The organism is Mesorhizobium sp. B2-5-7 (assembly GCF_006440875.1).
GTDB lineage: Bacteria > Pseudomonadota > Alphaproteobacteria > Rhizobiales > Rhizobiaceae > Mesorhizobium > Mesorhizobium australicum.
The window spans coordinates 79,291-95,425 of sequence record NZ_VFUO01000006.1 but is presented as its reverse complement, the minus strand read 5'-3'; the positions used below and the strand labels follow the sequence as shown (position 1 = coordinate 95,425).

The window sequence follows — 16,135 nt, the reverse complement described above, 5'->3', positions numbered from 1 at the left end:
CTTGGTGAAGGGTGGATCGATGAGGGGAAGGCTCGGACTCGCACCGGTGCCGCTGACCTGGCGGCGGCCACTTGCCGGCATGCCGGCAAGCAAGAAGAACGACGGTCGAGGCGGCATCCTACTCCATGACATGTGGAGTGTGCCGCTTATCCTCCTTCGGATCGACGTCAATACGTGCCCTTTTCGGATCGAAGGCGCCATGACGCGCGATGGCCAGGGCCGCGGTATCCGGCGTCTCATACGCCCACATGAAGTCATCGGCCGAGCCGCCGACAGCATGAACACGCCAATAGCTCGCTGTTCCCTTCAACGGGCACTCGCTGGTGGTGTTGGTCTTCTCGAGGAGGTCGAAATAGATATCCTCGAAGGGGATATAGAAGACCGGCTCATGGCCCTCCTCCCGAAGAATTTTCGCACGGTCGCTTGCGGCGACTATCGCGTCGGAGAACCGGACCGTCACCGTGCCGAGGAATGGTTCTATGCTCATGCCGCCGATAGGGCGCCTGGAAATCGCTTCTGAACCTTGCATCTGAATTCTCCTTGGCCAGCGTCTTGATGGTTGGATGACATTTGTCTTCCACGCGTGAAGTCGAAATGCGCGGCAGTGGATTGAGGTTCCGGTCCCTCCGGAAATCCTGGCGTCCGCAGTCATCAGCCTAGCCGCGCCAGGGGAATGACCGGAGCACCTCATCCGTCAGGCCAGCCACGCAAGCGGCAGCGGCGTATAGCAATAGGAAATCACGTTCATTTGGTCGCTGGGGCAGTTGGCTGATCGCCACCCGTCGTCGACTTCGGTCTGGCGTCCTGGTCGACTGGTGGGTTCTTGGTGACGGTGTCGGTGTTGGCCTTCGTCGGCTCGGTGTTGTTGTCACATGCGGTGAGCGCAAGACCCGTTGCCAGGATCAGAAAGGATAGGAACCTCGTCATCGCCATCTCCTCGGGTTGACACTCGACAAACGAGGTTCCGCGATTTTGGTTGCCGCCGTGGCCACCCCTTCCAAGGGGGAGCCGTTCCCTTCATCGATCGTTTCCGCGATGTATTCAGTAAGATCGCCCACCTCATCCTGGATGTCCTGCGCCGCGATCCCCTCATCTTGCGCATCCGCCACGCACTGATTTGCGAGTTCCTCCGCGGCATCGATGCCGGACATAGGGATAGGCTCGTCAACGACGTGTTCTTCGATCCAATCCGAAATGAAGTGGGCTGTTCGATTGACGATCAGGTCGGCGTCCTCGGACAACTCCGCTTCGCCCCTGAGCTTATCCCTGGTTGTCGTTCTCATCGGACACACCCGTTCACTTGACCAATTTCAAACGCCGATCGGCCGCAAAAGATGCAGGGAAGGAGGAAAATCGTGATCGGCCGCGCATCGGGAACGGGTGTCTTCATCCCGCGTTGTCAGCCACGCTTTGGACATCAGCGAACCCGGTAATGGCTTTGAAACCACAACGAGGCTCTCCGCCGAACGACAAGCAGCCCTCGCTGATCGATGAGGAAGCAGCCGGCCGCGCGGCCTCGACAACGAAGGACAGCAACGCCGCGGCAGGGCGGGAGCCAGGAAGCCGTGGGCGCGACGCCACGTGGCCATCTCAAATCACTGGGCTGGGGTGGAAGGACATCTTCTGGCGACTTTGGGAAGAGTTCAATAAGGACCGGGTTCTGCTGGTGGCTGCCGGCGCGACCTTCTATCTCCTGCTCGCCTTGTTTCCCGCCCTGGCAGCCTTCATCTCGATCTATGGCTTCGTCGCGGACCCGGTCACGGTCGCCGACCATGTCGCTTACCTCCAGGGATTGCTACCGCAGGGCGGGCTCGATCTTATCCGCGATCAGTTGCAGGCCTTGGCCCGCCAGAAAGCAGGCGCTCTCGGCACAGGCTTTTTCATAGGCCTGACAATCGCCCTCTGGAGCGCCAACAGCGGCATGAAGGCGCTCTTCGACGCGATGAACATCGCCTACGAAGAGCGTGAGAAACGCTCGTTCATTACCCTCAATCTGATGTCGATCCTGTTCACGGTCGGAGCCCTGCTCATCGGCATCGTGCTGCTGCTTACGGTGGGTGTTGTCCCGGCGCTGTTGCGCTTTTTCTACCTTGATGCCTGGACAGAAACCGTGGTTGCGGTATCTCGATGGCCCATCCTGGTAGTGTCGATCCTAACCGGCATTTCCTTGCTCTACCGCTTCGGGCCGAGCCGGGAACATGCGAAATGGCGATGGTTGAGCTGGGGAGCGCTTGCGGCAACCGCGGCATGGATTATCGCGTCGTGGCTGTTCTCGTTCTACCTCCAGCATTTTGCCAACTATAACGCGACATACGGCTCGCTCGGTGCCGTGGTCGGCCTGATGATGTGGACATGGATTTCAGTCATCATCCTGATCGCCGGCGCCGCCATCAACGCGGAAATGGAACATCAGACAGCCTGTGACTCGACCACAGGCCCGGCGGTTCCCATGGGTGAGCGCGGCGCGGTCGTCGCCGACACATTGGGCAAGACTGCGGACTGATGAAACTTTCAGGTAGATGTCCCATCGTCACCTGCACGAGCGACAAGGTTCGAGCCACTCTCACCAAGTGCGGCTATCGTCTATAAAACGGGAATGCTGGTACTCAGCGCCCCAGGTTGATGCGAGGGCGGTCCTATTGCCCAATCGGGCAGGCCAAAGAGGATGAGCAGCCACACACCGACTGGCTGAAGGGCGTCGCTGCCCATGGCGCTGGCGGGAAGTCAAAACAGGAACCTTTGCCAAGGCTTTGCCGTTGAAACCGCGTTCGCCATCGCGGACATCACCCTTCAGTCTGCTGAAAGCCAGTTCCGTGGATACGAAGCCTCAGAAAAGCGAGCCGGACCCATCCGACGACAGGGCTGGACAAAGCAAGCGTCTCGCCAGCCAGCCAAGTTCGCGGCACGACAAATCGGACGATCGGCAAATGGACGACAGGCCGCAGAAATCGAACCTGCTGGGCTTTCCCAGGCGCCATCCCTATTGGACAGCGGCAATTGTCCTCCTGCTTCTGCTTGTTGCGATGAGTGTGGCGGTCTGGTGGCTGAATACGCGTCAGTATGAATCCACCGATGATGCCTTCATCGATGCCCGCACGGTAACGGTGAGCGCCGAGATTGCCGGGCGTATCACCGATGTGGCCGTCACCGACAACCAGCCGGTGCGCAAGGGTGACGTTCTCTTGCAAATCGACGACAGCGACTACCGGGCATCGCTCAGCCAAGCGGATGCCGGCGTAGCCGCCGCTCAGGCCGACATCACCAATGTGGCGGCCCAGATCGAGGCGCAAAATGCCAAGATCGACGCCGCCCAGAAGCAGGTGGCGCTGGCCCAGGCAGCGCTCGACTTCGCCAAGGCCGAAGACCAGCGCAATCGCGAATTGCTGACGAAGGGCACGGTGACGCAGCAGCAGGCGCAGCAGGCTGCATCGACCCTTCGACAGGACCAGGCAACCCTGGACAGCGCCGAGGCGGACGTGGCCGCGGCGAAGAGCCAGGTGACAGTGCTGCAGGCACAGACCAAAAGCGGCGAAGCCAAGCTTCACCAGGCACAGGCCAGCCGGGATCAAGCCCGCACGGCACTGACCCGTACCACTATTACAGCCCCTGTCGCCGGCCGCGCGACAAGCATTTCGGCCGCCATCGGCACCTACACCCAGCCGGGTCAGGTGCTCATGATGTTCGTTCCCAACGAAGTCTGGGTAAAGGCGAACTTCAAGGAAACCCAACTCGACAGGATGCGAACCGGACAGCCGGTCGACATCGATATCGACGCCTATCCGGACAAGACCTTTCATGGCCATATCGACAGCCTGCAGGCCGGCAGCGGCACCGCCTTCAGCCTGCTGCCCGCCGAAAATGCCACCGGCAATTTCGTCAAGGTGGTGCAGCGTGTGCCGGTCAAGATCGTCTTCGACAACCCGCCCGATGTGCTGCTCGGCCCAGGCCTGTCGGTGGTGCCGACGGTCAAGGTGCGATGAGCCGCGACAACGCCAGCGACCAGGGCGAAAGCCGATCCGCGGCCGGTGAGCGCAACCCCTGGCTCATCGCCATCATTGTCTCCATTGCCACCTTCATGCTGGTGCTCGACACCTCGATCGCCAATGTGGCGCTGCGCAACATCGCCGGCAGCCTGGCTGCCGGCATGGATGAAAGTACCTGGGTCATCACCACCTATCTGGTCGCCAACTCCGTGATCATTCCAATCAGTGGGTGGCTGGCCAGCGTGATCGGCCGCAAGCGCTACTACATGCTTTGCGTCGCGACGTTTACCCTGGCATCGCTGCTGTGCGGGCTGGCGCCCAATCTCGAGATGCTCATCGTCTTCAGGATCCTGCAGGGCCTCGGCGGCGGCGGCATGGCGCCAAGCGAGCAATCCATCCTGGCCGACACCTTTCCGCCTGAAAAGCGCTCGCAGGCATTTGCCCTCTACGGCATCGCCGTCATCGTCGCGCCGACGGTCGGGCCGACCATCGGCGGCTGGCTGACCGACAATTTTTCGTGGCACTGGATCTTCTTCATCAACGTGCCGTTCGGCATCATGTCACTGGCGTTGGTGCAGTGGCTGCTGGTCGAACCGGAGGTACTCGAACGCGAACGCCAGCAGCGGCTGAAAGGAGGTCTCAGGATCGACTGGGTCGGATTCATCCTGGTGGCGACCGCGCTCGGCTGCCTCGAAATCTTTCTCGACGAGGGCCAGCGCAACGACTGGTTCGCGTCGAGCTTCATCACGACTTTCGCCATTATCTCGGCGATCTCCTTCGCCCTGCTGATCCCATGGGAATTTCGCCACCGCGATCCGATCGTCGACATGCGCCTGCTGTTCACCCGCCAGTTCGGTACATCCTTCCTGGTGATGATGGCGGTCGGTGCGGTGCTGTTCAGCACCACGCAGCTGATGCCCCAGCTGCAGCAGACCGCCTTCGACTACACGGCGACGCTATCGGGCCTGTCGATGATGCCGGGCGGCATCGCCATGCTGATGCTCATGCCGATTTCGGGATTTGCCGCCGGCATCGTCCAGCCAAAATACCTGATCATGGCGGGCATGGCGGTGGTGGCGATCGGCCTGTGGCATATGACTTCGCTTACGCCCGACGCCAGCTTCAGCTTCTTTGCCTTTGCCCGCATCCTCCTGATGATCGGATTGCCGTTCCTGTTTATCCCGATTTCGACCGCGGCATATGTCGGTCTGGCGCCCCAAAAGAGCAACCAGGCCTCGGCCTTGATCAATGTTGCCCGCAATATCGGCGGCAGCATCGGCGTGTCGCTCTCCAACACCGTGATCGCCCAGAACGCACAACTCCATCAGGCGAACCTTGTCGGCCACACCGCGCAATCGTCGCCCGCCTACCAGCAGGTGGTACGGCAGGCGACCGAGCACTTCGTCGCCGAGGGTTCTTCGATGCTCCAGGCCAAGCAGCAGGCCATTGGCTGGATCGGGCAGTTGATCGCCCGCCAGGCTTCACTGCTCGCCTATATCGACGTCTTTCGCTACTGCGCGGTGGCAACGGCGCTGCTGGTTCCTCTCGCCCTTCTGCTGCGGTCTTCGCAAGGAAACCCGACCGGCAATAGCGGGGAGGCGTCTGGACCCCCTGGATGACAGGAACCGATCGCCGGCCGGTCCGCACCGCGAACCGCTCCAAGCGGAACGGATCGTCTTCTTGCCGGTTGTGAAGGAAAGGAGATTTCCCATGTCAGACGGTATCATGTGGCTAATCGTCGTCGCCGGCGGGCCAGCGTTGCTGGTCATACTGATTGCCTATGTCCTGGTAACCCGCCGTAACCGTGGTCCGGTTGAACGCAGGGAAAGCGACCGCGCTACCGACCAGCTCTATCGCGAGGACGATCGGCGATAGCTTGCGCATTGGCGGTGTAGGAGGTCGTCGCTGACATGCAACGACCTCCCCTTGGTCTCACCGCATCAAGCACCGCCTCAGGAACGCAAAGAGCCTGTTCCCGCTGATCGTTGCACGGACCCGAGCTGCGGCCCATCGGGCTTTCATGGTGGCACCGACGTGGCAATCACAGACAATGTCGTGGAGTTGCCAGTCGCTCAATTCGAAGAAGCGCTTTGCCTCGCCGTATGTGTCGTCCCCCAGCCCCGATGCACGCAAGATCGGGTCTTCGAAGGCAACCGCGAGTGCCGATCCTTCCCCACGTGCGATGGCCCGTGCTTCAGGACGCAAATGTTCCGTGCCGGTTAGCGCACCGAGGCATCGTTCGGGATTTTGCTCGAGAAGTTCAGCCCAACGCGCGATGCGTTCATTACGTGTCATTACCGAAAACGGCGCCAGCGGCTCAATCCTGGCGACGGTTTGGAGCTGGTCGAGTGTCTGATGTTTCATGGTCGGCTCCTGTCTGAGAGGGAGAAGCACCCACGCCTTCTGAAGAAATTATCGCCCGGCAGGGCTTCGACAAGACGGAGGTTTGACGAATTCGCCGCTGGCGACGAACTCCAAAAATAATGTCGCGGGCAAACAACCGTGATCAGCTCGCACTATCGCGCCGCCACTTCCTGGCAGAGCGTTCCAACTGAATGCTCGCACGATGCCATGGCGTCAGAGTTCCAGCAGGGCATAGGGGCGGCCGTTCGGTTTGGCCACGTGCATGGCGACATTGTAGACCTTGGCGCCGCCGGGCGTTTGACCTTCATAGGAGCCGCGATGCGCGTGACCGTGCACAACGGCGCTGACCTTGAACCGATCGATCGTCTCGGCAAGGCGTGAAGAGCCAAGAAACGGAAATATCTCCAGCGGTTCTCCCTCGACGGTCTCAGCGATCGGCGCGTAGTGGAGGACCACGAGCGTCCGCTTCGCCCGTACCTGGCGCATCGCGTTTTCGAGGCGCATTGCCTCGTTGACACTTTCCGAGACCATCGCCTTGATCGCGGGTTCGCCGAAGGAGCCGAGCATGCGCGATCCGAAGCCACCGACGAACCCTTTCACGCCGACGAAGCCGACCTCCTCGATTTCGACCGCATGGCCATCGAGAAGGTGAACATGCGCCTGGCGCAGGATGTTTGCGACGTCGTCCACCGCGCCGGATTCGTAGTCGTGGTTGCCGAGCACCGCCACCACGGGGATCGAGCAGTTGCGCAGGTCCTCGGCGAGCATCTCCGCCTCACGAGGCTTGCCGAGATTGGTGAGATCTCCCGTCAGGACGAGAATCTCGGCTTCCCTCGATATCTCGCCGAAGAGATCGCGATACGAGGTTCGGGGATCTTCCCTGACATGCAAATCCCCCATCGCAGCAACTCTGAGCGTCCCTGCGTTATCCTTCGGCGCGACGTTCTCCAGGCGGTCAGGCATCACGAAAATCTCCCACGCCGCCGACGCCGGCGAAGCCCCATTCCTTGACATCGATCTCGTAGTCGGTTTGCGACAGCAGCCGCCCGCGGCAGATCTTCATCCTGGGGGACGGCAATTGCCGTTGCTTGGCGAGGCGGTCGAGGAGTTCATCGAGGAGCCATGCCGGGATGTGATCGCGCTCGCTTGGGTAAATCCATCTGAAGTTGATGAGCTGCATCAGCAGGACCTCCCAATGAACCTCCAGATAGGAAAGCAGCCGGTGCCAATCTATCTGGTCGTGTGCCTTGAGGATCGTGTGGGCGATATCGGCGCCGTCGTGCCGGCCCCTGTCTTGAATGAAGCATTTGGACCAGATGAGTTCGGTCGGCCCGATGATCCGCACACGGCTGCCCAGCAACTCGGTCTGTCTGGCGTGCTCGAGCCATCGATCGCCAACAGGCATCATGCCGTTGGCCGATCCGAAGATGACGTCGAAGAAATGCCTGCCCTTGAACACCTTGCCAAGCCACCGGTCGTCCACGATTTCGACGGCATATCCAAGCTCCTTGAAATGGGCGAGGATCCGCGCGTAGTCACCGGCCTTGCAGAAGATATCGAGATCCTTGGTCTGGCGAGTGACGCCGGTATAGGCGCTTACCGCATAGGTTCCAGCGACCAGAAAGGGAATGTCCGTGGCGGTGAGCTCGCGGACGGCTTCCATGTAGAACACCTCCGCCCCGGCGTGCTTAAGCGTCGGCGCCGCCTTTGCATTGATCAACGGGAGCGAAACCAGGACGTCTTCGCGTGATCGATCGGTGGTCATCAATGATGGCTCCTAGCCGCCAACCGACAAGTTGGCCGCTGGGACAACAACGTCGACCCCTCCATGGTTCCGCCTTGCGGGCGGGGTCAGTTTCGTCATGGAGCGATCTGTTCTGAGCGGCGGAGATTCCGCTGGGTACATGGCTTCAAACGCGATCGAACCCAGCCCGGATGCCCTCGAGATGGATTCGATGGTGCTTAACGCCGCGAAGCGCCCCAGCATAGCGCGGCAAGATCGATTTCCGCGACCTCGTCGCTGCGTGCCAGTCAGAGGAACGTGAGCCGCTTTCAGGGTCGATTGATTGCACGTCCGCCGTCGCGATCGATCTCGCCCGGCACGTATTCGCCTGCATTGGCATCGAAGCCGGTCCAGCCGTCGGCCTCGTACGATCTGCGGCGTTCGGCCAGGTCCACCGATCGGGATTGCCCCAAAATCTGCTCGGCATTCGGCACGAGTTCGTCCTCCACCTTGGCCGTCACCAAGGTACCGCCGCGGCGTACACCTTCCGCATAGACGTGCGCATCGCGCTCGGGCACGCCCGATTCCGTCAGAGCGCCAATGATGCCGCCGGCCGCTCCACCGGCCACGGCACCGGCAACCGCACCGGCGGCGGTGGCGGCGAGCCATCCGGCCGCGACCACCGGGCCAACACCCGGGATGGCCATGACGCCAAGTCCCGTGAGCAACCCCCCGGCGCCGCCGATCACGGCTCCGATTCCGGCACCGCTGCCAGCGTCTTCAGCGGCCTCGGAACGATTTGCGTCGTACCAGTCATCCGAGTTGTTGGCGACGATGCTGATGTTGGAATGCGGGACTCCCGTCGCCTCAAGCTCGCCGACCGCATCGGCCGCGTCGTCATAATTGTCGAACAGTCCAGTTACGGTTTTCATGTGATTTCTCCTGATCCACGCTCACTTGCTTGCGGCAACCACGTTGCCCTGGTAGTCGACGCCAACGTTGAGGTTTTCGCCTCCCTTGGCCGCCTGGCCGCGCCAGATGCCCTGATCGTCCTTGGTCAGCTTCGACACGTTCGAATATCCGGCGTTCTCGATACGGCTCTTGGCCTGGGCTTCGGTGAAGCTGTTTGCGCCAGGAACGAGGGCGGCGGCGTTGGGAGTATTGTCGGTCTTCACCGCCGGCGTTGTCGCTCCCGTAACGGAATCTTGCCCGGCGGCGATCTTTTCGATCGCCTGCTGGTGCATCTTCAGCGTGCCGACCGTTTGCTGGGCAAAAGTCTTGAGCGCGGCGTTGTCACCCCCGCTGGCATAATCCTCGAACAGCTTGACGGCTTCGTCATGCGCCTTGCGCTGCGCGTCGACATAGGCCGGATCAATCGGCCCCTGCGCGTTCTTGAGCTTATCCAGATCGCCCTGATGCTGAGCGTCGAGCGCTGAGGGCACCTTCAGTTTTTGTTCGCCGGCGACCGCTTGCAGCTTGGTGTTGGCGGCGCCGTGGTCCCGGATCATCATCTGGGCAAAATCCTTGATGCGCTGGTCCTGGGCCTTGCCCAAGGCAATCTGACTCGAGTCCACTTCGAACTTGCCGCCGACGGCAGCCTTGTCGACAAAATCCTGGGCGCTGTCGGCCGCGAAGGCAGGCATTGCGAGAACCGTGGAAGCAACCGCGAGGGATGCGAGAAGGTGTCGTGTTTTCATCGGCTTTGTCCTTGTCGGTGAGCGAATTTGCGCTGCGTCCTAACAAGCCAAGATGCGCTTTGTTCCGCTCTCCAGGCCCCATGCCGCTAGACCCGGCAGCGCCAGAAAACCATGGGTGGAGACGAGCGGCTCAGGCGTCGTTATTCCAAATTCCAAACGCCAGGTGCACTGGAACAAATCGACTGTCGCGGCGTTAGACGCCGTCCGCGGAAGGCTCCGTGGAGCAACAGGCGAAGGTCTTGGAGGGGCGGGTGCGTACAGGCCATTTCAGAAAACCGATCGTTATTCAACCTGGCCGCATAGACCGCGACAGAGTTGTGGTCTCTGTGTCCGATGCCGCCGAAGTGCTGCTGCGGGACTGGCCAAAGCCGACGTCGGAAAGGCGTCTTGCCGCGATCAGGGCCTGCCTTGCGGTGATGCGTGGCGAAAAGCCTCCAAGGGTTGCACGACAGGCGTTCATTGTTGCGGCCAAGGACGCCAGGATTCTGCTCGGCGATCAAATCTAGTCGTTGGCGCTATGCGCACCACCGCTGCGGATTTGGCAGAGCCTGGTTCGAACGAGAGAGGTCAGTGCCAAGATGTCAATTCCTACACCAGCCTCTGCCAGAGGCGAGATCCAGGGGGGAGAGACGCAGGACAAAACGCCGGGCTTCGATCCTGCCGTTGCTCCGATGGAGACCGATGCCGAGGCGGCGGACACACAAAATCCGATCCCTACGGAGCCGCCACGTTCTCGCCGGCCGAAATTCGAAAATGACGCCAGCTTCGCCAATGCGATGCGGCCGGTCGAAGGCGAGCCGGAACTACGACCTCGCAGCAACTGGCCGCTGTTGGTCGTTGCAGCCGTCGTTTTGGTAGCGGCCGCGGTTTTTCTGGCGGCGAGCATGCTTCGGTGAAGACGTCTGCGAGAAAGCGCGGCGACGGCCTATTCGCGAAGATCGGGTGCGCTCTTCATGCCGGAAAGTTCGGTCATCGGACACAGCAGCCGCGGCCGCGCCGGGTTAGAAATGTCGAGCTTGTCCCAAGGGATGCGGTATAGGCCATCGCGGCGGCGCAGCCGAAAGAGATCGAGCACGGCCACGCCTATGGCCGAGGCCGAAAGACGCTCGAAAGCGGCGTAGACGCCGACATGGAATTCGGTAACGACAAAATCGTCGCCATCCGGTTCGGCGCGGATTTCCTCGATGTAGCCGATGCTCTTGCCCCGCTGCGAAAGCACGCGTCGCCCAGCCAGATGTTCAAGATTGACGATGGTCATCATCAAGCTCCCGGAATGCGTCCGATGACATGATCGCGCAACCAGTCCTGCCAGGCGAAGATCGTCGTGCGACGCACATCGATATCGAACTCGATGTCGACGCCGATATCCTTCACCTTGTGCCAGGCGATTCGATGCGGCTCGCCATGGCGCTTGCCACCCAGCTTTGCCGCGAGTTGCGCCATCCATCGCCCCGGCCACGTGCCAAGGCGACGCGCCAAAGTGATGGAGCCGAGTTCGATCGCGACGATCCTTGGGGGCTTGCCCTGCCGCAATTCGGCCACCAGCCCGTCGACCTTGCCGATTTTGACCTGGCGGCGGTCGACCACCTGCTTGTCCAGGAGATCACGCAGCAACTCCATCATGTGCCTCCGAATATCTGCAGCGGGATCGTCACCACGGCCAGCACAAAGCCGAGCGCGATGATGAAGATGACCGCGGCATTCGAGAGAATGCCGTTGCGATGCTCGCCGACGTAGCGTTCGTCGTTCAGCAGAAACAGGAATGGAACCACCGTCAACGGCAGGCTGGCCGCCGTCAGCGCCATGGAAAATATGGTGAGCCTCAACGGATCGACACCAAGCATGATCGGGATGGCCGCAAGCAACAACGATATCGTATACACGGCGCTGAAGCCTGGATTGTCGCGCGGCTTGCGGTCCTCGCCCCAGGTCCAGCCGAAACCTTGCGCCACGAGGTAAGCCTGTTGCAGCGCGACTTCGAGTGCAGCGCCGAAGCAGGCAATGGCGAGAGAGGCTACGAACAGGATGAAACCCCAGAAGCCGAATACCGGGATCAGCATCAACGGCATTTGGTGATAGTCGTCGACCTGGTTGATGCCGTGCGTCGCCAGCACGAGAGCGGCCACGATCAACACGCCGATCGAAATGGTGCCGCCGAAGGTCATCCCCAGTCCCGCTATGGCCCGGTTGGCGCCGAGGTAGCTCTTGTCCCACTGGTCCTCGATAGCTCCCGAGGAACATGAACAGGTAGGGCGATATCGAGGCGCCGAGGATGCTGACCGCCATGAACCAGTAATTGGCGGTGTCGTGGGTTGGCAGCGAAGGCACTGCGCCAGCCGCGACCGCCGTCCAATCGGGTTTCAGCATCACGGCCGCGACGACGAAACACAACGTCACCAGGCCCAGCATCGACACGCCTTTCTCGATGAAACCGAACGTGCCTTTCCAGAGCAGCAGCCATGCCAGAAAAGCCACCGGCAGAGCCCACCACTGGAAGCCTATGCCCGTGGCAAGTTCGAGTGCGATGGCAACGCCGCCGATCTCGGCGGAGAGCACCATGAGACTGAGCAGCAAGGTGGCAAGCAACGGCCACACAAAGACGTTGAAACCAAATCTCTCGCGGATGCCGTCGCAGATCGTGTGATGGCTCACCGCGGCGAACCGGCCGGCCATTTCCACCAGAAAGATGATGCAGATGGTGCCGAGGACCACGGCCCAGATCAACTGGAAGCCGAAGGTTGCGCCCGCTTGGGCCGCCGTCGCCATCGATCCGACTTCAAGGAAGCCGCCAACGCTGGTAACCACGCCAAGCGATATCTCCACGAGCTTCTTCATGGCTTCGGCGCGAAATATCTGGCATAGGCGGTCGCCAGCGTGCGCGAGCCCCGTCGAAGATCCTGCTTTGCGTTTTGGACCTCCGCTCGATTGTCCGCCTGCAATCCCGCTTCGGCGCGAGCCACCGCGGCTGACAGATCCTTGACCGCTGCCGCCAAAGCAGATTGCTCGGCGGGTTCAGCCGTTCCGGCCGATCGGATTTGTGCCTCGGCGTCGGCCAGAGTCTTGCCGGTCGACCGCAGCGTGCCGGCTGTGTATGCGAACGGCGCCGCCCCATCCATCCAGGCATCGAGCATTACCGATACGGTCTGTGCCGCGGAGGCCGCCGTTCGTGATTGCTTCTCGATCTGGCCGGAAGACGAGCATCCCGCCAAGACGCCCGTGAGCAACAGCACGCGCATACAACTCAGCCTCGGATAAGGGCCACTAAAGGTCAAAGCCGGCGTTTGGTGCGCCACGAGAATGGTCTCCCGAGCCGATGGAAGTCACGGTCGGCGTGAATTGATCTAGAGCGCCCGGTGTGCCCGTCAATCAAACGCCACCGCTCGGACAGGCGCCGACCGCGAGACATAAGGACCAACGACAGAGGCCCGCCGGCAACGAGACCCAATTCAAGCGGAACAAAGCATCGATTGTGGGATTGGAACACGGGAAGGTGGCGACCCGTCCTGATCATCGACGTGATGGACTGCTGCACAGAGGATTCGGCAATGCCTCGTCTCATAGTCTGGATAGCCATCGTGGCAGCCGTCATCATTGCGGCTTGGTTGTGGCTCGGCAGCCATAGAACGAGCAACGATAGCGGCAGCCAGCCCGCGCCCCACGCGATCGACCAGAACGGCTAATTCACTCCTGCTCTGTTGGATCTGCAGGGTTCTCGATCCTGTATTCGTGGACCAGGCCGAGAACCTGATTTCTCACTGTCTCGCGCGCTTCGGGCTGAATGAAAAGCATCAGCCGGTCGACGGTTTCAACGACCGGCCGCGGCAGGTCCGCTACCGCGTCGGTGAGCTCACTGCCATGTTCATACATGTTGTCCGTCAGCTTCTTGTCCAGATCGGAAAGGATACCCATCACCAAGCTCCATAGCTTTGCTCTCCATGCCGATAATGGTCAGTCCTGCGGAGATGTTCCGAGAAGCACGCAAGCTATGCGAAGCGCGATGGCAGAGCCAGACCGGGAAAACCAGCAACCAACCAGACCAGGAGCAGAAGGAACATCAGAAACAGTACGGTGGGATGACAGACAACGCGTTGAGCTGAAATGACATGAAAGACGGCGCCACTGGTGACCAAGTTGCGGCTGTTGGCGAGCCGAGAATCACTGCTGCCCCGGCATCTCGGTATTTTCCTTGGGATCTTTCTTGACCCCTGCAGCCGGTGAGGTGTCCGCCGGAGCGTTGCCGCCCTGGTTCTGCTCAGGCGCTCGTTTCAGGGGCGAGGTGCGCCACCCCACATCGACGTAGAGAAAGCCGATCAGGAAACCGACGATGATGACAGCGGCTATCACCAGCGAGAGTAGTGCGTTGCGTCGTTCCATCCTGCGGCTCCCTTCGCCTGCCGAACAGCCACTGACGAAAATAGTTCCACAGCCAGGTGGCACCGAGGCCGGGCGCCGGCCGTCACCGCAGCCGCGAAGCAACGCAACGGGATCGAGCTCGGCCGGGTCGCGCCAGCGACGTGCGCCCTTGCTGTTGCGATCATATCGAAACCAGACGCGGCGTCACTTTGCAACTCATGCGCGTCTCACGATTCTCGCCGGCGTCACTACCCGGGCAAGCAACGGCAAAACCCTAACCACCAGATGGCTTCGGTGATGCCGGCTGTGTCGGCTGCGTGCCTTGCTGGTCCCCGCCGGTGCTGGACTGCGGTGTCGGATTGGTATCCGTCGTTGGATTCTTGTTCACCGGCTGGCTGTTCATCGTATCCGTCTTGGATTTGACGGGGTCGGCATTGTTGTTGCACGCCGCCAGGGCGAGCAACGCCGATGCCGACCAAATCAACCACATCGCTTTCATACTGACTTTTCCTGGATGAGTTCGGGTGAAGCAACCTGCAAGGGACCTATTCGATCGAACCGGATGGAAAGCCCTTGTTTGACGGCACTTTTAGCCAGCAAATGATCCAGCTCGCTATCGTCGATGGGGCTGCGAACCAGCTGACGAATGGCCTTGCACGCCAACTCGGTCGAGACGAAGTCATATCTCCTGCTTCTGGCGGATACATATTGTTCGACCAGCATCTTCACGCGCCTGAGCGCGATTTCATCGGCATATTGCATTTTCGTTTCTCCTGCGCGCCGAACTGCCGAGTGTGTGGGTTGTTCCCAGCTGAACTCGAAACACGACCGCCAAGCTCATGAGAAAGCCCGCGCCTCCCGGCCGGGGAACGCGCGGGCTGATCAGGCTGAGGGGAACCCGATCGCGCGGCGCCAAACAAGGGGAGCGACGACGCCGCACGACACCGAACCTGGATCGGCCTCAGTTGTTCCACGTCGTCATCTTCGCGTTGTTTGCGCTTGAACGCGCCCAGGGTTTCGACTGGCATGGCCCTTCGGCAGCCCGGCATTCGATCCGGTCCACGCGGAACAATCAGGGACCCCGCTGGTTCGGCCGGAACGAACTTCGGAGGACATGATGACCAATGCAAAGCTGGCCGTGGTGACGGGCGCATCGAGCGGCATCGGGAGGGAACTTGCCAAACTATGCGCCAAGGACGGCTATAATCTGGTCATAGCCGCCGACGAGCCCGCGGTCCAACAGGCGGCCGAGGCTCTGGCTTCGCATGATGTGACCGTTGAAGCCGTCGAGGCAGATCTGGCATCCGTCGAAGGCGTCGATCAACTCATTGCGCGGGTCGGCGATCGCGACATCGACCTTCTGTTCCTGAACGCCGGACGCGGCCTCGGCGACGGCTTTCTCGACCAGGACTGGCAGAAGGTTCGCCGGGTCATCGACACCAACATCACCGGCACGGTCTACCTTGCGCATGAGCTCGGCGCCAGGATGGCACGCCGCGGCCGTGGCCGAATTCTGTTCACCGGATCGATTGCCGGCTTCATGCCCGGCACTTTCCAGGCCGTCTACAACGGCACCAAGGCGTTCATCGATTCCTTCTCGATCGCGCTGCGCCATGAGATGCGGGACACCGGCGTCACAGTCACGGTGCTGATGCCCGGGGCGACGCAAACGCGGTTCTTCGAACGCGCCGAAATGATGGATACCAAGGTCGGCACCGACGAGAAGGACAATCCGGCAGATGTCGCCAGAACCGGTTATGAGGCGATGATGGCGGGAGAGGAACAAGTGATCAGCGGCTGGAAGAACAAGCTGCAGGTCGCCGCCGCGCATATCACTCCGGCAGGTACGCTGGCCGAACAGCACCGCAAAATGGCCGAGCCGGGTTCAGCGTCCAGAGACTGATCTCTACCTGTCTGCGGACGCAGACCCTTTGCGAGTATCGCAAGGTAATCGTCGGTGGCGCCCACTTCGGCTGAATGAAAGCTGCAGTTGCCGATACCTCAAAATAGTCAAC

23 protein-coding genes and 1 pseudogene are annotated in these 16,135 nt (G+C 61.1%); 7 read left to right on the top strand and 17 right to left on the bottom strand.

The features are described from left to right. Positions 1–118: 118 nt before the first annotated feature. From FJ543_RS24430 to FJ543_RS24420, 3 genes are all read right to left on the bottom strand, one after another. Positions 119–529, bottom strand: a complete 411-nt coding sequence (locus FJ543_RS24430) for a DUF427 domain-containing protein (RefSeq protein WP_140877846.1) — start codon at positions 527–529, stop codon at positions 119–121. A gap of 215 nt (positions 530–744) precedes the next feature. Then, positions 745–927 (bottom strand): hypothetical protein, encoded by a 183-nt coding sequence (locus FJ543_RS24425; RefSeq protein WP_015319116.1) that lies wholly within the window; start codon positions 925–927, stop codon positions 745–747. Continuing rightward, positions 924–1,283, bottom strand: coding sequence for a DUF768 domain-containing protein (locus FJ543_RS24420; RefSeq protein WP_140661615.1), 360 nt, complete (start codon positions 1,281–1,283; stop codon positions 924–926). The genes FJ543_RS24425 and FJ543_RS24420 overlap by 4 nt, the downstream gene beginning before the upstream one ends. 149 nt (positions 1,284–1,432) lie before the next feature. Here FJ543_RS24420 and FJ543_RS24415 point away from each other — a divergent pair, with 149 nt between their 5' ends. The 4 genes from FJ543_RS24415 (at position 1,433) to FJ543_RS31580 (ending at position 5,858) form a co-directional block, all read left to right on the top strand. Continuing rightward, positions 1,433–2,503, top strand: a complete 1,071-nt coding sequence (locus FJ543_RS24415; RefSeq protein ID WP_140617522.1) for a YihY/virulence factor BrkB family protein — start codon at positions 1,433–1,435, stop codon at positions 2,501–2,503. A 424-nt stretch (positions 2,504–2,927) separates the two neighbouring features. Beyond that, positions 2,928–3,980 (top strand): HlyD family secretion protein, encoded by a 1,053-nt coding sequence (locus FJ543_RS24410; RefSeq protein ID WP_140877844.1) that lies wholly within the window; start codon positions 2,928–2,930, stop codon positions 3,978–3,980. Then, positions 3,977–5,602: a DHA2 family efflux MFS transporter permease subunit gene (locus FJ543_RS24405; RefSeq protein ID WP_140877842.1), complete on the top strand. Its 1,626-nt coding sequence runs from the start codon at positions 3,977–3,979 to the stop codon at positions 5,600–5,602. The genes FJ543_RS24410 and FJ543_RS24405 overlap by 4 nt, the downstream gene beginning before the upstream one ends. Before the next feature lie 91 nt (positions 5,603–5,693). Beyond that, the gene (locus FJ543_RS31580) at positions 5,694–5,858 is read left to right on the top strand and encodes a hypothetical protein (RefSeq protein ID WP_015319121.1); all 165 of its coding nucleotides are present in this window, start codon (positions 5,694–5,696) and stop codon (positions 5,856–5,858) included. A 57-nt stretch (positions 5,859–5,915) separates the two neighbouring features. Here FJ543_RS31580 and FJ543_RS24400 read toward each other — a convergent pair whose 3' ends face one another. The 5 genes from FJ543_RS24400 to FJ543_RS24380 all read right to left on the bottom strand — a co-directional run bounded on the left by FJ543_RS24400 (position 5,916) and on the right by FJ543_RS24380 (position 9,767). After that, positions 5,916–6,347 (bottom strand): hypothetical protein, encoded by a 432-nt coding sequence (locus FJ543_RS24400; protein WP_023771244.1) that lies wholly within the window; start codon positions 6,345–6,347, stop codon positions 5,916–5,918. Positions 6,348–6,560: 213 nt separating this feature from the next. Beyond that, positions 6,561–7,310 carry a metallophosphoesterase gene (locus tag FJ543_RS24395; protein WP_140617525.1) on the bottom strand — a complete coding sequence of 250 codons (750 nt, stop codon included), beginning with the start codon at positions 7,308–7,310 and terminating at the stop codon, positions 6,561–6,563. Beyond that, positions 7,303–8,112, bottom strand: a complete 810-nt coding sequence (locus FJ543_RS24390; RefSeq protein ID WP_015319124.1) for a hypothetical protein — start codon at positions 8,110–8,112, stop codon at positions 7,303–7,305. Before FJ543_RS24390 ends, FJ543_RS24395 begins: the two co-directional genes overlap by 8 nt. Positions 8,113–8,399: 287 nt before the next feature. Beyond that, positions 8,400–9,002, bottom strand: a complete 603-nt coding sequence (locus FJ543_RS24385; protein WP_015319125.1) for a general stress protein — start codon at positions 9,000–9,002, stop codon at positions 8,400–8,402. A 21-nt stretch (positions 9,003–9,023) separates the two neighbouring features. Then, positions 9,024–9,767 carry a DUF4142 domain-containing protein gene (locus tag FJ543_RS24380; protein WP_015319126.1) on the bottom strand — a complete coding sequence of 248 codons (744 nt, stop codon included), beginning with the start codon at positions 9,765–9,767 and terminating at the stop codon, positions 9,024–9,026. A 218-nt stretch (positions 9,768–9,985) separates the two neighbouring features. On the opposite strand from FJ543_RS24380, the gene FJ543_RS24375 reads away from it, so the two are divergent. Further along, the gene (locus tag FJ543_RS24375; RefSeq protein ID WP_224595357.1) at positions 9,986–10,273 is read left to right on the top strand and encodes a DUF982 domain-containing protein; all 288 of its coding nucleotides are present in this window, start codon (positions 9,986–9,988) and stop codon (positions 10,271–10,273) included. Positions 10,274–10,345: 72 nt separating this feature from the next. Further along, positions 10,346–10,663, top strand: coding sequence for a hypothetical protein (locus FJ543_RS24370; protein WP_015319128.1), 318 nt, complete (start codon positions 10,346–10,348; stop codon positions 10,661–10,663). Positions 10,664–10,692: 29 nt separating this feature from the next. On the opposite strand, the gene FJ543_RS24365 is transcribed toward FJ543_RS24370, so the two are convergent. The 9 genes and pseudogenes from FJ543_RS24365 to FJ543_RS24330 all read right to left on the bottom strand — a co-directional run bounded on the left by FJ543_RS24365 (position 10,693) and on the right by FJ543_RS24330 (position 14,882). Further along, entirely contained in the window at positions 10,693–11,025 is a 333-nt protein-coding gene (locus FJ543_RS24365) for a hypothetical protein (RefSeq protein ID WP_140715355.1), read from the bottom strand. Between the two features lie 2 nt (positions 11,026–11,027). After that, positions 11,028–11,387: a hypothetical protein gene (locus FJ543_RS24360; protein ID WP_015319130.1), complete on the bottom strand. Its 360-nt coding sequence runs from the start codon at positions 11,385–11,387 to the stop codon at positions 11,028–11,030. Beyond that, positions 11,387–11,932 carry a divalent metal cation transporter gene (locus FJ543_RS32240; protein WP_281405335.1) on the bottom strand — a complete coding sequence of 182 codons (546 nt, stop codon included), beginning with the start codon at positions 11,930–11,932 and terminating at the stop codon, positions 11,387–11,389. Before FJ543_RS32240 ends, FJ543_RS24360 begins: the two co-directional genes overlap by 1 nt. A gap of 127 nt (positions 11,933–12,059) precedes the next feature. Then, a pseudogene (locus FJ543_RS32235) lies at positions 12,060–12,533 on the bottom strand (Nramp family divalent metal transporter); the annotation flags it as partial. A gap of 65 nt (positions 12,534–12,598) precedes the next feature. After that, positions 12,599–13,003: a hypothetical protein gene (locus FJ543_RS24350; RefSeq protein ID WP_140877840.1), complete on the bottom strand. Its 405-nt coding sequence runs from the start codon at positions 13,001–13,003 to the stop codon at positions 12,599–12,601. A gap of 445 nt (positions 13,004–13,448) precedes the next feature. After that, positions 13,449–13,676, bottom strand: coding sequence for a hypothetical protein (locus tag FJ543_RS24345; protein WP_015319133.1), 228 nt, complete (start codon positions 13,674–13,676; stop codon positions 13,449–13,451). A 246-nt stretch (positions 13,677–13,922) separates the two neighbouring features. Further along, on the bottom strand, positions 13,923–14,141 hold the full coding sequence (locus FJ543_RS24340) for a hypothetical protein (RefSeq protein ID WP_015319134.1): 219 nt from the start codon (positions 14,139–14,141) through the stop codon (positions 13,923–13,925). A 253-nt stretch (positions 14,142–14,394) separates the two neighbouring features. After that, entirely contained in the window at positions 14,395–14,619 is a 225-nt protein-coding gene (locus tag FJ543_RS24335; RefSeq protein WP_015319135.1) for a hypothetical protein, read from the bottom strand. After that, positions 14,616–14,882 carry a hypothetical protein gene (locus tag FJ543_RS24330; protein WP_015319136.1) on the bottom strand — a complete coding sequence of 89 codons (267 nt, stop codon included), beginning with the start codon at positions 14,880–14,882 and terminating at the stop codon, positions 14,616–14,618. Before FJ543_RS24330 ends, FJ543_RS24335 begins: the two co-directional genes overlap by 4 nt. A 355-nt stretch (positions 14,883–15,237) precedes the next feature. Between FJ543_RS24330 and FJ543_RS24325 the strand changes: the two genes are divergently transcribed. Next, on the top strand, positions 15,238–16,023 hold the full coding sequence (locus FJ543_RS24325) for an SDR family NAD(P)-dependent oxidoreductase (protein ID WP_015319137.1): 786 nt from the start codon (positions 15,238–15,240) through the stop codon (positions 16,021–16,023). The last annotated feature ends 112 nt before the right edge of the window (positions 16,024–16,135 follow it).